General features: G+C 60.5%; 14 protein-coding genes, 1 other RNA gene and 1 pseudogene. 8 read left to right on the top strand and 8 right to left on the bottom strand.

The genetic code is table 11. The features are described from left to right. Nucleotides 1–165: pseudogene (locus ISP19_RS07420) on the top strand (IS5/IS1182 family transposase); the annotation flags it as partial. Nucleotides 166–261: 96 nt separating this feature from the next. On the opposite strand, the gene ISP19_RS07415 reads toward ISP19_RS07420, so the two are convergent. The 5 genes from ISP19_RS07415 to smpB form a co-directional block, all read right to left on the bottom strand. Next, nucleotides 262–1,521, bottom strand: coding sequence for an ABC transporter permease (locus ISP19_RS07415; protein ID WP_204680721.1), 1,260 nt, complete (start codon nt 1,519–1,521; stop codon nt 262–264). A gap of 10 nt (nt 1,522–1,531) precedes the next feature. Next, complete coding sequence (locus ISP19_RS07410; protein WP_204680720.1) at nt 1,532–2,842, bottom strand: ABC transporter permease; 1,311 nt, start codon at nt 2,840–2,842, stop codon at nt 1,532–1,534. A 502-nt stretch (nt 2,843–3,344) separates the two neighbouring features. Continuing rightward, complete coding sequence (locus tag ISP19_RS07405; protein WP_204680719.1) at nt 3,345–3,908, bottom strand: DUF4124 domain-containing protein; 564 nt, start codon at nt 3,906–3,908, stop codon at nt 3,345–3,347. 222 nt (nt 3,909–4,130) lie between these two features. Then, nucleotides 4,131–4,482: a transfer-messenger RNA gene (ssrA, locus tag ISP19_RS07400) on the bottom strand. Between the two features lie 134 nt (nt 4,483–4,616). Next, nucleotides 4,617–5,111 (bottom strand): SsrA-binding protein SmpB, encoded by a 495-nt coding sequence (gene smpB, locus ISP19_RS07395; RefSeq protein WP_204680718.1) that lies wholly within the window; start codon nt 5,109–5,111, stop codon nt 4,617–4,619. An 80-nt stretch (nt 5,112–5,191) separates the two neighbouring features. On the opposite strand from smpB, the gene ISP19_RS07390 reads away from it, so the two are divergent. Beyond that, nucleotides 5,192–5,623, top strand: a complete 432-nt coding sequence (locus ISP19_RS07390) for a type II toxin-antitoxin system RatA family toxin (RefSeq protein ID WP_204680717.1) — start codon at nt 5,192–5,194, stop codon at nt 5,621–5,623. Continuing rightward, nucleotides 5,610–5,891: an RnfH family protein gene (locus ISP19_RS07385; protein WP_379946147.1), complete on the top strand. Its 282-nt coding sequence runs from the start codon at nt 5,610–5,612 to the stop codon at nt 5,889–5,891. Before ISP19_RS07390 ends, ISP19_RS07385 begins: the two co-directional genes overlap by 14 nt. Nucleotides 5,892–5,931: 40 nt before the next feature. On the opposite strand, the gene ISP19_RS07380 is transcribed toward ISP19_RS07385, so the two are convergent. After that, nucleotides 5,932–6,435, bottom strand: coding sequence for an outer membrane protein assembly factor BamE (locus ISP19_RS07380; protein ID WP_204680715.1), 504 nt, complete (start codon nt 6,433–6,435; stop codon nt 5,932–5,934). Nucleotides 6,436–6,513: 78 nt separating this feature from the next. Here ISP19_RS07380 and fur point away from each other — a divergent pair, with 78 nt between their 5' ends. Continuing rightward, complete coding sequence (gene fur / locus ISP19_RS07375) at nt 6,514–6,936, top strand: ferric iron uptake transcriptional regulator (protein ID WP_204680714.1); 423 nt, start codon at nt 6,514–6,516, stop codon at nt 6,934–6,936. Between the two features lie 335 nt (nt 6,937–7,271). On the opposite strand, the gene ISP19_RS07370 is transcribed toward fur, so the two are convergent. Then, a complete protein-coding gene (locus ISP19_RS07370; protein WP_204680733.1) occupies nt 7,272–8,864 on the bottom strand; it encodes an MASE1 domain-containing sensor histidine kinase in 1,593 nt (530 codons plus the stop codon). A 58-nt stretch (nt 8,865–8,922) separates the two neighbouring features. Here ISP19_RS07370 and ISP19_RS07365 point away from each other — a divergent pair, with 58 nt between their 5' ends. After that, the gene (locus ISP19_RS07365) at nt 8,923–9,558 is read left to right on the top strand and encodes a response regulator transcription factor (RefSeq protein ID WP_204680713.1); all 636 of its coding nucleotides are present in this window, start codon (nt 8,923–8,925) and stop codon (nt 9,556–9,558) included. A 144-nt stretch (nt 9,559–9,702) separates the two neighbouring features. On the opposite strand, the gene recN is transcribed toward ISP19_RS07365, so the two are convergent. Continuing rightward, complete coding sequence (recN, locus tag ISP19_RS07360) at nt 9,703–11,376, bottom strand: DNA repair protein RecN (protein WP_204680712.1); 1,674 nt, start codon at nt 11,374–11,376, stop codon at nt 9,703–9,705. Nucleotides 11,377–11,588: 212 nt separating this feature from the next. Here recN and hrcA point away from each other — a divergent pair, with 212 nt between their 5' ends. From hrcA to dnaK, 3 genes are all read left to right on the top strand, one after another. Next, nucleotides 11,589–12,638 carry a heat-inducible transcriptional repressor HrcA gene (gene hrcA, locus ISP19_RS07355; protein ID WP_204680711.1) on the top strand — a complete coding sequence of 350 codons (1,050 nt, stop codon included), beginning with the start codon at nt 11,589–11,591 and terminating at the stop codon, nt 12,636–12,638. 335 nt (nt 12,639–12,973) lie between these two features. Beyond that, the gene (gene grpE / locus ISP19_RS07350) at nt 12,974–13,510 is read left to right on the top strand and encodes a nucleotide exchange factor GrpE (RefSeq protein ID WP_204680710.1); all 537 of its coding nucleotides are present in this window, start codon (nt 12,974–12,976) and stop codon (nt 13,508–13,510) included. A 118-nt stretch (nt 13,511–13,628) separates the two neighbouring features. Next, nucleotides 13,629–15,557 (top strand): molecular chaperone DnaK, encoded by a 1,929-nt coding sequence (gene dnaK / locus ISP19_RS07345; RefSeq protein WP_204680709.1) that lies wholly within the window; start codon nt 13,629–13,631, stop codon nt 15,555–15,557. The last annotated feature ends 53 nt before the right edge of the window (nt 15,558–15,610 follow it).

The following is a 15,610-nucleotide window of genomic DNA, read 5'->3' as shown; positions in this document are numbered from 1 at the left end:
CACGTCTTTGGAACCCTCAAGGCCTGGATGGGATCAACCCATTTCCTCATGCGAACCTTGCCAAAGGTCGCTACTGAAATGAGCTTGTATGTATTGGCTTACAACATGAAGCGGGCAATCAAGATCATGGGCGTAGCGAAGTTGATGCAGGCCATCGCAACCTGACCGCAATCATACACATGAGTCTGCTTCGTAGCGAACCAATGCGGATCGCGACTCCAGTTTCTGGTTTTCACACAGCCTCGGTCAGAAGCTGACCTTTCACCTTGAGCGAATAGCTTGCACCGGTGCAATCCGCGCAGCGCGCAATGCGGGGGCGAGAGCGGCCCCCTGGCTTAACATCAATAGCATTGCCGCGCCGATCAAGACGTAGGTTGGTGGAAGCCGTGCCAGCTCGAACTGCTTCATCAACCACCCGTTGAACTCGAACGCAAAAAGTATTCCGACGATGATGCCGATAGCGCTAATCAGTGCGTTTTCGATAAGAAAGTAACGAGCGATGTCACGCCGAGTTGCGCCGAGCGCACGGCGCACTCCGATATGCCGCCGACGCTGGCCGACCCAGAAGCTGGAAAGTCCCGCGATGCCGCAGCCAGTTACCGCCAGCAGAATAATACTGATGATGCCCATCAACATCGCCAGTGTGCGATCGCCCTGGTAGGCCTCGGAACGAATCTGCGCGAAACTGCGAACGCCTGGATCGTTGTCGTCTGAGCCATCAGGAATGATGCGCTGCGGATCTTGGACATACAGGGCTTCCGGCACACTCTGCATGGCCGCGTCCAGCCGACCTGATCTGACGCGCACCACGTAGTAGCGGGATACGCCCACCAGGCGCATAGGCATCAAGGTCGTGTCCCATGTTCTGTTGTCGGTCCCGCCATAGGTTGAACTTGTTTGCATGCGCTCGACGATGCCGACGATGGTGCTGGGTTTTGTGGCGCTAGTGAAATAAACCGACTTGCCCAGTGCCTCACCGCGCGGGAACAGATTATCTGCCAAGTGCTTGGATACGATGATGACCGCTGGCTGTAGAACACCGGAATCATCATCCTCACCAATCTCATCGCTGCGAAAGTTGCGCCCCGCCACCAGTCGCAGGCCTAAGGTCGCCAGGGTATGTTCATCAGCTTGGAAATAGGTGGTGTGCGAGACATAAGCGCCGTTGGGCATCAACCTTATTCCGAGCCCCCAAAGGCCACCCGTCAATGGCAGCGATCGGGTTTCGTAGGCATCGACCACATCTGGCAGCTGCCGCAGGGCGGCAAGGTCAGCTTTAATCGATGCGTCGAGTGTCGACTTGCCGTCGTCCGTGCTGCTATCGATGCCGGATTGTGTCGTTGCAACGACGAACAGATTGTGTTCATCGAGCCCCGTGGGGCGGCCCATCTGCTCGAACTGCGTCTTGATGATGAGCAAGGCATTGCAGACGATCGCCAGGGTCAGCGCGATCTGCAAAGCAATGAGGACCGTTCCCGTCTTGTGCCTGCGCAAGGCAGAAAGAATAGGGTGCATCGGCATGCGTGGCTCCTCAATCTTCCTTGAGCTGCAAGGACGGACGCACGCACATGGCGCGCCAGACCGGGTACAGGGCCGCCAGGATGGTAGCGACAACGGCGAGTAGTAGCGTCTGCCATAGAAGCAACCAATCAATGTGGGCCAGGTCGGCGATCTGCCTGGGCAAGGCAGCGCGTGTCACTTGTATACCTAACCAGGTCAACATTAATCCAAGTAGTCCTCCCGTCACGCCGATCGCGCCCGCTTCCACGCCGAACTGAATAGCAATGGCGATGCGATTGGCACCTAGTGCGCGACGCACTCCGATTTCGCCAGATCGCAGCAGAAATTTTGCCAGCAACAAACCCACCGTATTGACCATGCAAACAAGTAAAAGGCAGAGCGCCACGACAAAGGACATCTTGGTCTGCGCAGGAACAACTTGCTCGAAATCTAACCACGCCGACAAATCGCGCAAGCGATTATTCGGCTCCCAACCGAAGCGGCCGGAGGCCCGCTGTTCCCGTGCGTAGCTGTCCAGATAGCTGCGATAGTCGCGGACTTGCGAGGGCGTATCCAGCTCGACCATATAGCCGATCCAGACACAACTTGAGTTCAGCATGGCGGCGTAGCCAGGGCTGGGAAGATTGATGCAAAAAAAGCCGCTTTTGGTAGCGAGCTGAGCATCGGTGGCCGTCGTAAATGGGAGGAAAACTTGATCGGTGGATCCAAACGCATCAGTAGTGGCCAAGTCATAAAACTTTGGCTGTGGATGCCAGTCGCCCAGCACACCGATCACCCGATAACTATGACTATTGAGCTGGATGCTTCTACCTACGCTGTTTACTCCCCGGAATAGCCTTTGATTCAAGCTTTTGCTGATGACCACGACCTTCGCATGCTGTTCGTCATCGGCTGCTGCCCAACTACTGCCATACAGAAATGGGACATCGAGCATGGGAAAGAACTCGCTAGCTACCGCTTGTCCGGGTGCCTCCCGCGACTTTTGCGCTGGATCGTCAGAACGGACAGTCGGCGCAATCGGGTAAAGTGCCGACTGCCGGTGTGCTCGATGGTCGCGCATCAATGAAACGGCATCGATATACGTCATGGCATCGGCAGGCTCATGGCCATTCCGATGGGGATTGGGCCCCCATGCATCGATCTGGGGAAAGAACAATTTGTTCGACTTCCATGGGATGGGATCGCCTGATAGGGCATGCAGTACGGCATATGTCGTCATCGATGACGCCACGCCAAAACCGATCGCTATAACCATCAGCGCAGTGAGTACTGGGTTGCGACGCAGACTGCGAAGGGCCAGCTGAAGGTAGTACTTGATCATGCGATCGCCTTGGACTCCCAACTGTGCAATATCGGTATATCGCCCCTGCCCAATTGCAAGCTATCTGCCTCAATCCTCGAAATATGGCTCTCCAGCGTCTGGGAAGAAGAACTCATATCTGCGACGCAGGCGGCGCAAATAAGCCTCCATTGCCCCCACGGCTAGCTAAACCACGTCGATACATGCCTTTCTCCCCTTGGAAATATCGAGCTCGCGCTCCTGAGTTGGCTGATGTCCGCTCCGGGTTGGGAACTGACCTTTTCAGAAGGTAACCAGTGGCACCTGACAGCAGCGGGCCGTCGATCCTTGTTTTGCACGAGCGGGTTGTTGAGGGGGGCGGAATCACTGCTCGCCCTGATCGGAATCCGCGCTTGACGCCCGGTACTACATGCTTAGCTCACTGTTGGATTTCGTCCCTCGACCTCACCCAAAAAGCCCGGCGAATCATCGCCGCGCTTTTTGTTTTGATGCTGGAGGAGGCGCGCCACCTCGCCATCTCTTGTCAATAGGTCGGACAAGATCCCTTGATAACCAATTCCGGCACGCCGCCGCCTCTGTAAAGCAACGTGATGGCCTGTCCCTCCGCGCTGGTGCCACGGTAAATGCCGTACAGGCTGGAAGGCGAAATGGCTACTGCAGTTGGCGTGGTGCGCACTACGTACTGGTATCCCGTGCGAACCGAATAGACATTCACTAAGGCCGGTCGGCCTGTGTCACGGCTGAGGCCTTCGGTGATTTGGATGTGGAGCCCGTCGCTTACTGACTTCAGTTCCTCATTCGTTGCGGCTCTAAGCGTGACGCCTCCCGCCAGAGGATTGTGCTCGTCAATCATTTGATACGTGCCGGCGCCGTTGGCGCGCACTTCGACGGATGAGCCATAGTTATTGCCGGTGCTGGAAGCAAAACAGCCCACGAAATGGCTTGAGCCGGGCGCATCGACGTGGGTAGCCTGTACGTCGGAATCCTCGCAGGGTGCGTCTTGATACGTGGTTGTTCCACCTTTGCTGCATTTGTAGATGTCTGCCCGAGCGCTAATGGGCAGCAAGGCGATCAGCAACAAAAGCATGGCGCAACAAACCTTGCGCCGGCCAGATCCAGTCATTGAACCCACGACGTGCCCCCTGTGGCAACGGATGGCCGCAGCTGTCCGGCTGCGTTGCCTAGATGTCTAGGCCAGCGACTAAGCTATCAAGCCGAAGTTGGGGATCGCAATAGTCGAAGGTTTTCGTTCTTCGCGTTCCGGAAATGAAAAACGCCCGGTGATTTCTCGCCGGGCGTTTTGCTTTGATGGTGGAGGTGGCGGGAGTCGAACCCGCGTCCGAAGGCGCTTGACGCCCGGTACTACATGCTTAGCTCACTGTTGAATCTCGTCCCGCGACAGCACAGAGTGCGAGGCGCATCGAAGGACCAGCCCGCTTGATTTAACCCTGGCCGGCAGGCGGCAGCTTTGGGCGATCCCGTGATAATGACCCTACATCCACTAGCACAGGCACACGTGGGTTCGGGGCTAGGCCTTAAGCGGCCAGAGCGTAGTTGTCGTCGTTGGCAACTATAAGTTTGCTGCTGGATTAACGAGGAAAGCTGCCCCCTCGGCATGCACCAAGCTATCTCACTACCCCCGTCGAAGCCAGGACACCCCCGGGGAAAAGATGGCTTAAGCCTGTGAATCATAACACCTTGAATAGGAGAGAGTGGAGAGGAGTGAGGAGTAAGAGAAAGCCTTGCGAGATGGGTTCTTCTCTCACTTCTCACTCCTCTCCACTCTTTCTTCGCTCTAGCTCATACGATTGTGCGAGCGCATCGTGCGCTGTTTCTCGCGCTGCCAGTCGCGTTCTTTTTCGCTCGTGCGCTTGTCGTGTTCCTGCTTGCCGCGCGCCAGGCCGATTTCCACTTTGACCTTGTTGCCTTTCCAGTACATGGCGATGGGTACCAGGGTGTAGCCCTTGCGTTCCACGGCGCCGATAAGCTGGTCGATTTCCTGCCTGTGCAGGAGCAGTTTGCGGGTGCGGCGGTCGACCGCGACCACGTGGGTGGAGGCGCTGATCAGTGGGGGGATGGAGGTGCCGACCAGGAAGATTTCGCCTTTCAGTACCACGGCATAGCCGTCGCCGAAGTTGATCCGGCCGGCGCGCAGGGCTTTTAGCTCCCAGCCTTGCAGGGCAACGCCTGCCTCATAGCGCTGGTCGATGTGGTATTCATGCCGGGCGCGCTTGTTGAGCGCGATGGTGCCCCCGGCATTTTTCTTGTCCTTGTCCTTCGCTTTTGCCATGTCCGTTAAACTTCGCGCTGGCCGCCCCGTGCAGGTTTCCTGCGGGCGGGCTTGAGCTGGTTTCTTGTAAAGGGGTTACTGTGATCGAAATCCGCCGCAGCGCTCTGGTGAAATACTCGCCGGCGCAAATGTTCGACTTGGTCAATGACGTCGAAGCATACCCAAAGCGCTTCAGCTGGTGTGCCAACGCCGAGGTGATCGAGCGTGGGGAGAACATGCTGGTGGCGCGGCTGGATCTCAAGTTTGCCGGTTTCCATCACAGCTTTACTACCCGCAACGTTATCGATCGTCCGCGCCGTTTGCAGGTGAGCCTGGTGAACGGGCCTTTTCGTAGCCTGGACGGGCTTTGGGATTTCATTCCACTCGGCACGGATGGCTGCAAGGTCGCCCTGGAACTGGATTTCGACTACGCAGGCCGTCTGGGTGGTGCAGCGTTGAAACTGGGCTTTCAGGGGCTGGCCACTCGCATGGTCGATGATTTCTGCCGCGAGGCGGACCGTGTCTATACCTGAGACGGTGACCGTGGAGGTGGTCTGCGCCACGGCGGATCGGCAATACCTGCGCCGAGTGACCCTGCCGGCCGGCAGTACGGTGATCCAGGCGGTGGAGCAGTCCGGCCTTTTGCAGGAGATGCCGGAAGTTGATATGGACCCCTCGCGCCTGGGGATTTTTTCCCGTCGCGTGGCACCGGATGATGTGTTGCAGGATGGCGACCGGGTGGAAATCTACCGGCCGCTTAGCCTTGATCCGAAGGATGCCCGCCGGCGTCGTGCGGGCTAGGGCAGGTCATGCCTCCGTAGAGGCATGACGCAGGTAACGATCAGTTGGAGCCGCCGCCGCCACCGCCGTTATCGCCGCCACTGTCTCCGCCGTTATCGCCGCCGCTATCACCACCACCATTGTCACCGCCACCCGAGCTCTTGTCGCCGGAGGTGTCGTTGACGTTGTAGTTGGTCTTGTACTTGTTGCTCTGGTTGACCAGCTTCTGCGCATCCTGGAAGTAGAGGCTGCCTTCGGTGCGCACGAGCACGTCGTTATTGAAGAACAGACTCATCGACTGCATCTTCATTTTCTCGCCACGGTGCGAGTAGGTGGACACGTAGTCCCAGCGGTTCTGGTCGAACGGGGTGGCGACGGAAGGGGTGCCCAGCAGCACCAGCACCTGGCGCTTGGTCAGACCCGGCTTAAGCTGATCGGCAAGGTTTTTGTCGATGGTCTTGTCGAACAGATTGCCCTGGGCCACGTCGGGGGTATACACGATATGGCAGCCGGCCAATGAAAGTGCCAGCGTGGCGAAGCCCAGCGTGCGAATCAGCTTTTGCATTCGTAGTGCATCCGGATCGTGAAGGTGTCGGATGATACACTATGGGTCGATTCCACAGTGTACACCCGGGAGCTTGTTATGGAGCAGGAAACTCAGGAACTCCGTAAGGCCGGGCTGAAGGTTACTCATCCCCGTATGCGTATCCTCCAGATCTTCGAGGAAGACGGCGTGCGGCATCTGACTGCCGAGGACGTCTACAAGAAGCTGTTGGCCCACCAGGAAGACATCGGTCTGGCTACGGTGTATCGCGTGCTGACCCAGTTCGAGGCCGCCGGCATCCTCAGCAAGCATAATTTCGAGGGTGGCCAGGCGGTTTATGAGCTGGATCGCGGCCAGCACCACGATCACATGATCGATGTGGACAGCGGAAAGGTGATCGAGTTCGTCAGCGAGGAGATCGAGCGCCTGCAGCGTGAGATTGCCGCCCGCCATGGCTACGAGATCCAGGATCACAGCCTGGTGATGTATGTGCGGCCGCTCAAGGCCGGCCCTCGTAAGTAAACAGCGTAGCGGGAAGGGCGGCTGAGCCCGCCGGCGTTAACAATTCCTGGCGCTTGACCGCCCATTACTAAACCTTCGGGCATAAAAAAAGCCGCGGGAGGACTCCTGTCCACCCTACGGCTTACCGTTGTCTCTTGACTGCGTGTATCCGAGTTGCTCGAGGTACACGCGTTTGTCCAGACTCCGGCAGAACGGCATCCTGCCATTCTTCGGGTCAACCGTCCCCACGGCCGACCCGTGCTCACCATCTTGCGATGGCGGCTCCCCCACATCGATTGACTGATCCTAACGAAGCCTTTACGAGGCCGGTATTGGAAAATTTCCTAGTTACAGTGTCACAAGTCACTTGTTTCGCGCTGGGAAATGGTGCTACGCAACAATATGCGCAGGTGAACACCTTGTTGATCGGGCCGTAAGCGGAACAATCCGCCCAATGACGTGACGCGGTCGCGCATGCCTTGCAGCCCGCGGCCGCCACGCGGCACACGCTCGGGCAGGCCGATGCCGTTGTCGCGAATATCCAGCAGGGCGAGGGCGGTACCGGCGCGTTCGCCAATGCGCAGGCGCAGGCGGAATTCGCTGGCCTGGGCATGTTTCACCGCGTTGGTGGCACTTTCCTGGGCAAGGCGGTAGATCGCGGTGCGGATGTCTTCCTCCAGCAAGCGGGGATCGCCATGCAGTTCGGTGTGGTAGGCCATGCCGGCGGTGGCCATCAGGTCGCGGATCGGGCCTTCGTCCAGCGCGCGCATCAGGCCGAATTCGTCGAGTACGGCAGGGCGCAGGTCATCCAGCAAGCGATGCAGCGCGCGCCGCATATGGCCGAGAATGCTGTTGATCGAGGTGCCGATGTCATCCAGTCCCGCTTGTTGCAGGCGGTTTTGCGCGAGCTTGACGTGGGTCTGGATGGCGGTGAGGTTCTGGCCCAGCTCGTCGTGCAGCTCGGAGGCCATGTGGCGGCGCTGGTTTTCTTCGGCCTGCATGTTGCCGCGTGCGGCATCGCGCAGTTGCCGGGCGAGGTGATCGAGGCGCCGATTCACGGCGGCCAGGTAGACGTTCTGCTCGGCGACGCGGGCGCTGCTGCGGCGAAGTGCATCGGTCGCCGAGCCGAGCATCAGCGCGCCGGTGCCGGCGACGGCGAGAAACATGTGTGAGGAGGCGGTCGGTATGACGTGTGTGAACACACGATCGACCAGCGCCATCCCCAGGCTGGAAAGCAGCATGGACAAACTGGCGCCACGCCAGCCGTGGCGGAACGCGAAAAACAGCACGGGCGCCAGCGATAGCACTCGAGCGAACTCGCGCTGCGGGGCGGCTTGTTCGGTGAGGATCAGCAGGATAACCAGGGCCGGCAGCATCACCAGCAGGCCATCCATCAACAGCTCGGACATCTCCTGCTTGGAAGGGCGTGCGCGCCAGATCATGATCAAGGGCGGCACCAGCAATAACAGGCCTACGTAGTTGCCGAGCAGTTCATCGCCCAGCGCATGCAGCAGGCCCACCGGCGGCAACTGGTGGACCAGGGCCAGCATCAGCGCATCGGTGGCGGTCGCCGCCACCACGGTGAAGCCGGCGGACAGCAGCAGGCGCGACACCTCTTCCGGATCGCGCAGGCTGGGGCGCAGGTTCGCGCGTCGCAGCAAACCCAGGCAGAGCGCCACCACGATCGGTTGCGGCACGTCGCCGTAGACGAACGCGCGCCAGCCCATCGAGTAGCCGTGCAGGTAATCGATCAGCCCGGTGGCAATCAATTCACCACCGATCAGCCAGCCCCAATAGCGATAGGGTGAGAGCAGCAGTACACCGAAGCGCAGGCCGAATTGCAGCGTCCAGTCGGGCTGCGCAGTCGGCCAGAGCAAGGCCCAGAGCAGGGCGTAGCCAAGTCCAAGGAGTGGACCGGAGGTGAATATAAAGGCGGGTTTCAGTCGCATCCGGAAATGGTACATGTGGACCGCTTCCGTCCGCCGTACAGGCTGCTACAGTGCGGCCATGCACAGCATAGTTCTGGTCGACGATCACGCCATTGTCCGCGAGGGGTTCAAGCGGCTTATCCAGATGGAGCCCGACCTGGAGGTCGTGGCGGAGTGTCGTAATGCCGATGACGCGGTCGAGGCGATCAGTCAGCGCCGGCCGGATCTGGTGGCGCTGGATTTGTCATTGCCCGACGGCAGCGGCCTGCCGCTGATCGAGCACTTGCGCAGCGTGGCCACCGGCACGCGCATCGTGGTGCTGAGCATGCACGATGGCGAACCTTATGTATCCGAAGCGCTGCGCCGCGGCGCGAGCGGATATGTGACCAAGGGCGCGGCGCCGGAAGAACTGGTGGCTGGCTTGCGCGCGGTGATGCGTGGCGAGCAATTTCTCAGCTCCGATTTGCGCCAGCGGCGTGCGGAGCGGCCCCACGATAACCTGGATCCGTTCGATCGCCTCACCGCGCGCGAGCATGAAGTGTTTCTGCTGCTGGCCGCCGGGCGGGCGCCGAAGCAGGTGGCGGCGGAGTTGGGCATTGGACAGAAGACGGTCTATATCCATCGCGCCAGCTTGATGGGGAAGCTGGGGGCAGGGTCGGAATTGGACCTTTACCGGATTGCCACTGAGCGCGGACTTTTGCAGATTCGCGGCTGAAACCGCGCAGATGGCAGTAGGTTGGGTAGGTTGGGTTAGCGCAGCGTAACCCAACGATGTTTGTCGCTTCGATGGAATTCCGTTGGGTTACGCTGCGCTAACCCAACCTACCCAACTACCCAACCTACGTAACCGGGTTTATGGCTAAGCGGTTTGCGCCTGCTCCAGCATCTTCTTGGCATGGGCCCGGGTTTCGCGGGTGATTTCTACGCCGCCCAGCATGCGCGCCAATTCATCGCGACGCCCCTCGGTATTGAGGGATTCGATGCGGGTCTGGGTGGAGTTGCCTTCGCTGTGTTTGCTCACGCGCAGGTGCGCATGTCCTTGCGCAGCCACTTGCGGCAAGTGCGTTACGCATAGCACCTGACAGCGAGAACCGAGCGCGCGCAGTTTTTGGCCAACCACTTCAGCGACGGCACCGCCGATGCCAGTGTCGACTTCGTCGAAGACCATGCAGCCAATGGTGTCCTTGCCTAGCGTGGCGACTTCAATGGCAAGGCTGATGCGGGCGAGTTCGCCACCGGAGGCAACCTTGCGTAATGCACGGGGCGGTTGCCCGGGATTGGCGCTGACCAGCAGCTCGCAGCGCTCGCGGCCTTGCGGATCCGGATCGTCGTTTTCGGCGGGTTCCAGGGTGACTTGCAGGATGCCGCCGGCCATGCCCAGTTCGCCCATGAGTGCACTGACTTCCTTGCCCAATTTCTTGGCCGAAGCCTGGCGGGATTTGCTCAGCGCCTCGGCGGCTTTGGCATAGTCGCGCTGCAACTGGTCGCGTTGTGCACCGAGTCGTTCGAGCGCGTCGCCCGCGTTTTCCAGTTCGGTCAGTTCGGCCTGCACAGCGTTGCGCTTGTCGTCGAGTTCGGTGGCGGGCAAGCGGTGTTTGCGCGAAAGTTCGTGCAGACGGGTGAGGTGGGTGTCGACTTCGGCAAAACGTTCGGGATCGAGATCGACGTCCTGTGCGTAGTGCTCAAGGCTGTCGACGGCTTCGTTGAGCTGGATCTGTGCGTTGTCGAGCAGTTCCAGCATCGGCGCCAGCCGGTCATCCAGCGCAGCCAGGCGCCCCAGTTCGGCGTGCGCGCGGCCCAGCGATTGACGCAGCGCGAATTCGCTGTCGCCATCGAGCAGTTCGACCACACCGGTGATGCCTTCGGTGAGTTTGCTGGCGTTGGCCAGGCGCTTGTGGCTGGCCTCCAGCTCGGCCAGCTGGGCGGGTGGCAGCGCCCACTTTTCCAGCTCGGAGAGTTCGTGACGCAGCAGTTCGAGGCGATGCTCGCGATCGTCGCCGCCGCTCAATTTGCGGATGCGTGCGCCGATCTCGCGCCATTGCACGGCAAGGTCACGGACCTGGGCAACTTGCTTGTCGTTTTCGGCGTAAGCGTCCAGCAAGTTCAGTTGGTGCGCGCGCTCCAATAGCGCCTGATGCTCGTGCTGGCCGTGGATTTCGACCAGCAACGAGGCGAGATCACCCATCTGGCCGATGGTGGCGGGGCGGCCATTGATCCAGGCGCGCGAACTGCCTTCGGCACGGATCACGCGACGCAGCTGGCAAGCGCCGTCTTCGTCCAGCTCCTCCTGCCTGAGCCAGTTGAGGGCATCGGGCAGGTCCTTCAGATCGAACTCCGCCACCAGCTCGGCGCGATCGCTGCCGGCACGCACGATACCGCTGTCCGCGCGGGCGCCGGCCAGCAGCATCAGGGCATCGACCAGCAGGGATTTACCCGCGCCGGTTTCGCCGCTGACCACGGTCAGGCCCGGGCCAAAGCTGATGTCTGCTTGTTCGACGACGGCGAGATGGCGGACGTAGAGAGAGGTAAGCATGGGTGAGGGCGGCAGTGTTTCGTGCGATTGTAAGGTGAGAGCCGGGGGAGGAACGAGGGGCCAGTGATAGGTAGCCAGAGCGGAAGTTCGTATGTCTGCCCCGGCGCGTCGTCGACGCCTCCCAGGCTTGCCCTCTAAACCCTAGCCCCGCTTTCTTGCATTCTTACCCCTCAAACCTTATTTGTTTAGCGTCTCACGGATTGCCACAGCGCATGCCCAACCACCACGACCTCGACATTCGCGCCCGGCGTCTATTGCGCACACTGATTGCGCAATATTTAGCCGATGGCGAACCGGTGGGATCGCGCACGCTGTCACGTTCGTCCGGGCTGGATGTAAGCCCGGCGACGATCCGTAACGTCATGGCGGACCTGGAAGAAGCCGGCCTGGTCGCCTCGCCGCATACCTCGGCCGGGCGTATTCCCACGCCACGCGGCCTGCGCCTGTTCGTGGACAGCCTGATCGAACTGCAGCCGTTGCCGCGTGAGGAGATGGTGCGCCTGCAGCGCGAGCTGCCGCCCGGCCCGACGACGGTACGCGATCTGATGGGCAACGCCTCGGCGTTGCTGTCGGCCATGACCCATTTTGCAGGGGTCGTCACGGTGCCGCGGCAGACCGATTTTCCACTGCGCCATATCGATTTCGTGGCGCTGCCGGATGCGCGGGTACTGGTGATCCTGGTGTTTTCAGACAACCAGGTGCAGAACCGCGTGATCCAGTTGGCCAAGCCGCTGGGCAGCCGTGAGCTGGAACAAGCCGGCAACTACATCAATGAGCATTTCGTCGGCTTGCGCGTGGACGACATCCGCGCACATCTGCTGCGCGAACTGCGCGAAGCCAGCAGTGAGCTGCATCAGATGCTGTCCAGCGCGGTGGAACTGGCCGCCGCCTCCTTCGCGCCGCAGAACGAGGATGTGCTGGTCAGCGGCCAGACCAACCTGATGGCCTATTCGGAATTGGCCAATCTGGATCGCCTGCGCGAGCTGTTCGAGGCCTTCCAGAAAAAGAACGAGCTGCTACAGCTGATGGAAGTCTGTGCAAAAGCGCCGGGCGTGCGATTATTCATCGGTGAGGAGTCGGGCTTCGCTGCGCTGGATGGCTGTAGTGTCGTGACGGCCAGCTACGGTGCGCAGGGCCGATTGCTCGGGGCGGTGGGGGTCATCGGCCCAACCCGGATGGCGTATGAGCGGGTCATCCCGGTGGTGCAGGCCACGGCAGGCTTGCTCAGCGAAGCCTTGAATCGCGCCGCTACGGCCTTATAAACCCCCAGGGAGGCGGTAGAACCTGCTTAGGGTTTCTGCGTAGCCTGCGCCTGGGGGCGTTTGTAGCGGGGTAAGGAGGCGCGAAGCGGTGTATGTCGATACACGACTGAGCGAGGCACAAACCCCGGGGCAAACAAACCCGGCCCGGAGGGTTGCGATCGAGCAGCCGCCATCTGGTAGCGAGTGGAGTGACTCAGACGCTGCGCTACACGCTACCATCTGAGGGCTGCTCAATCACAACGTGAGCTACGCGGAACCCGTAGGCAGGTTCTTTAGCCCGCAAGTTTTTGGAGGTTGGTACCTGTACCGACCACGGATGATGTTTGGAGTTATTCATGCATAACAGCGATTCACCGTCGCCGAACGAGGCACCTGAGAGCGGCGCGCAGACCTCCGCTTCAGGTGGCGAGCTGGAGGCCCTCAAGGCCAAGCTTGCCGAGCTTGAGGCAAGCAACAAGGAGTTGCGCGAAGTCGTGCTGCGCGAAAAGGCCGAACTGGAAAACCAGCGCCGCCGCCTGCATCGCGATCTGGAGCAGGCCCGCCGTTTCGCCAATGAAAAGCTGCTCAACGACCTGCTGCCGATTTACGACGGCCTGGAGCGTGGACTTTCGGTGGAAGGCGGTGATGTGGCTTCGGTGCGTGAAGGCATGAGCCTCACCCTGAAGGAGCTGTTGCGCATCGCTGGCAACAACGGGTTGGTGCAGGTCGATCCGCTGGATCAGCCGCTGGACCCGGAACGTCATCACGCGGTGAGCATGGTGGAAGCGCCGGGCAAGGCGCCGGGCACCGTGGTCACCGTGCTGCAGAAAGGTTATGTGTTGAACGATCGATTGCTGCGCCCGGCATTGGTGGCCGTGGCCAAGGACGACTGAACGGCACCTGCAAATTCAGTACCGTGTGGTTTAGCTGATATTGAACGCTTTTCAGCAAAGCCCCATCTGATATTCATTCGCGGCCGAGGGGCCGCCTACGAGATTCCGGAGCACACATATGGGCAAGATCATCGGCATTGACCTGGGCACGACCAACTCGTGCGTTGCCATCATGGATGGCAGCACCACCAGGGTGATTGAAAACGCGGAAGGCGATCGCACCACGCCTTCCATCGTGGCGTTCACCAAGGACGGCGAAGTACTGGTCGGCGCACCTGCCAAGCGTCAGAGCGTTACCAACCCCAAGAACACTTTCTACGCGGTGAAGCGCCTGATCGGCCGCAAGTTCACGGATGCCGAAGTGCAGAAAGACCTGCACATCGTGCCCTACGGCATTGTCGCCCACGAAAACGGTGACGCCTGGGTGCAGACGTCCGACGGTAAGAAGATGGCGCCGCAGGAAATCTCTGCGAAGGTGCTGATGAAGATGAAGAAGACCGCTGAGGATTACCTCGGCGAGACGGTGACCGAAGCGGTGATCACGGTGCCGGCCTACTTCAATGACAGTCAGCGCCAGGCGACCAAGGACGCCGGCCGCATTGCGGGTCTGGACGTCAAGCGCATCATCAACGAACCCACCGCGGCCGCGCTGGCCTACGGCATGGACAAGAAGGGCGGTGACCGCAAGATCGCCGTGTACGACCTCGGTGGCGGCACGTTCGACGTGTCGATCATCGAGATCGCCGAAGTCGACGGCGAGAAGCAGTTCGAAGTGCTGGCCACCAACGGTGACACCTTCCTGGGTGGCGAAGACTTCGACATGCGCGTCATCGACTACCTGATCGAAGAGTTCAAGAAGGATCAGGGCATCGACCTGCGCAAGGATCCGCTGGCGCTGCAGCGCCTGAAGGATGCCGCCGAGCGCGCCAAGATCGAACTGTCGTCCTCGCACCAGACCGAAGTGAACCTGCCGTACGTCACGGCCGATGCCTCCGGTCCGAAGCATCTCAACATCAAGCTCACCCGCGCCAAGCTGGAAGCGCTGGTGGAGGACCTGGTCAAGAAGACCATCGAACCCTGCCGCACCGCGCTCAATGACGCCGGTCTGCGCGTCTCCGACATCGACGAGGTGATCCTGGTAGGTGGTCAGACCCGCATGCCCAAGGTGCAGGAGTCGGTGAAGGACTTCTTCGGCAAGGAGCCGCGCAAGGACGTCAACCCGGATGAAGCCGTGGCCGTCGGCGCGGCGATCCAGGGTGGTGTGCTCGGTGGTTCGGTGAAGGACGTGCTGCTGCTCGACGTGACTCCGCTGTCGCTGGGTATCGAGACGATGGGCGGCGTGATGACCAAGCTGATCGAGAAGAACACCACGGTGCCGACCAAGGCTTCGCAGATCTTCTCCACCGCCGACGACAACCAGACCGCGGTCACTGTGCATGTGCTGCAGGGTGAGCGTGAACGCGCCAATGCGAACAAGTCGCTGGGCAAGTTCGACCTCTCCGGCATTGACGCAGCTCCGCGCGGCATGCCGCAGATCGAAGTGACGTTCGACATCGACGCCAACGGCATCCTGCACGTGTCGGCCAAGGACAAGAAGACCGGCAAGGAACAGAAGATCGAGATCAAGGCCGGTTCGGGTCTGTCGGATGATGAAATCCAGCGCATGATTGCCGACGCTGAAGCCAACAAGGAAGAAGACAAGAAGTTCCACGAGCTTGTCGCTACGCGCAACAAGGCCGATCAGCTGGTGCATGCCACGCGCAGCGCACTGAAGGAACACGGCGGCAAGGTGCCGGGCGATCAGCTCAGCTCGATCGAAGGTGCGCTGTCGGATCTCGAAAAGGTGAAGGACGGCGACGACAAGGCTGCGATCGAGTCGAAGATCCAGAAGCTGGAGCAGGTGGCGCAGTCGTTGTACGCCGCTGCCCAGGGTGGTCCGGCCGACGCGGGCGCACAGCATGGCCCGGGCCCGGGCGGCTCCGCCCAGCCGGATGACGTGGTCGATGCCGAGTTCACCGAGGTCAAGAACGACGGTAAGTCGTCCTGATCACAGGTTGACGTCTGAAGCGGGCGCCCCTCGGGGCGCTCGTTGCCTTTGGA

It is taken from the genome of Dyella flava, assembly GCF_016904955.1.
GTDB lineage: Bacteria > Pseudomonadota > Gammaproteobacteria > Xanthomonadales > Rhodanobacteraceae > Dyella_B > Dyella_B flava.
Note: the sequence above shows the minus strand (reverse complement) of the source record. Positions and strands in the feature narration are given on the sequence as shown.

Excerpts from the sequence above, each read along its gene's own strand:
- hrcA (WP_204680711.1), top strand. The coding sequence starts at position 11,589 with ATGCCCAACCACCACGACCTCGACATTCGCGCCCGGCGTCTATTGCGC.
- recN (WP_204680712.1), bottom strand. The coding sequence starts at position 11,376 with ATGCTTACCTCTCTCTACGTCCGCCATCTCGCCGTCGTCGAACAAGCA.
- smpB (WP_204680718.1), bottom strand. The coding sequence starts at position 5,111 with ATGGCAAAAGCGAAGGACAAGGACAAGAAAAATGCCGGGGGCACCATC.
- ISP19_RS07405 (WP_204680719.1), bottom strand. The coding sequence starts at position 3,908 with ATGCTTTTGTTGCTGATCGCCTTGCTGCCCATTAGCGCTCGGGCAGAC.
- ISP19_RS07365 (WP_204680713.1), top strand. The coding sequence starts at position 8,923 with ATGCACAGCATAGTTCTGGTCGACGATCACGCCATTGTCCGCGAGGGG.
- fur (WP_204680714.1), top strand. The coding sequence starts at position 6,514 with ATGGAGCAGGAAACTCAGGAACTCCGTAAGGCCGGGCTGAAGGTTACT.
- ISP19_RS07410 (WP_204680720.1), bottom strand. The coding sequence starts at position 2,842 with ATGATCAAGTACTACCTTCAGCTGGCCCTTCGCAGTCTGCGTCGCAAC.
- grpE (WP_204680710.1), top strand. The coding sequence starts at position 12,974 with ATGCATAACAGCGATTCACCGTCGCCGAACGAGGCACCTGAGAGCGGC.
- dnaK (WP_204680709.1), top strand. The coding sequence starts at position 13,629 with ATGGGCAAGATCATCGGCATTGACCTGGGCACGACCAACTCGTGCGTT.
- ISP19_RS07415 (WP_204680721.1), bottom strand. The coding sequence starts at position 1,521 with ATGCCGATGCACCCTATTCTTTCTGCCTTGCGCAGGCACAAGACGGGA.
- ISP19_RS07380 (WP_204680715.1), bottom strand. The coding sequence starts at position 6,435 with ATGCAAAAGCTGATTCGCACGCTGGGCTTCGCCACGCTGGCACTTTCA.
- ISP19_RS07370 (WP_204680733.1), bottom strand. The coding sequence starts at position 8,864 with ATGCGACTGAAACCCGCCTTTATATTCACCTCCGGTCCACTCCTTGGA.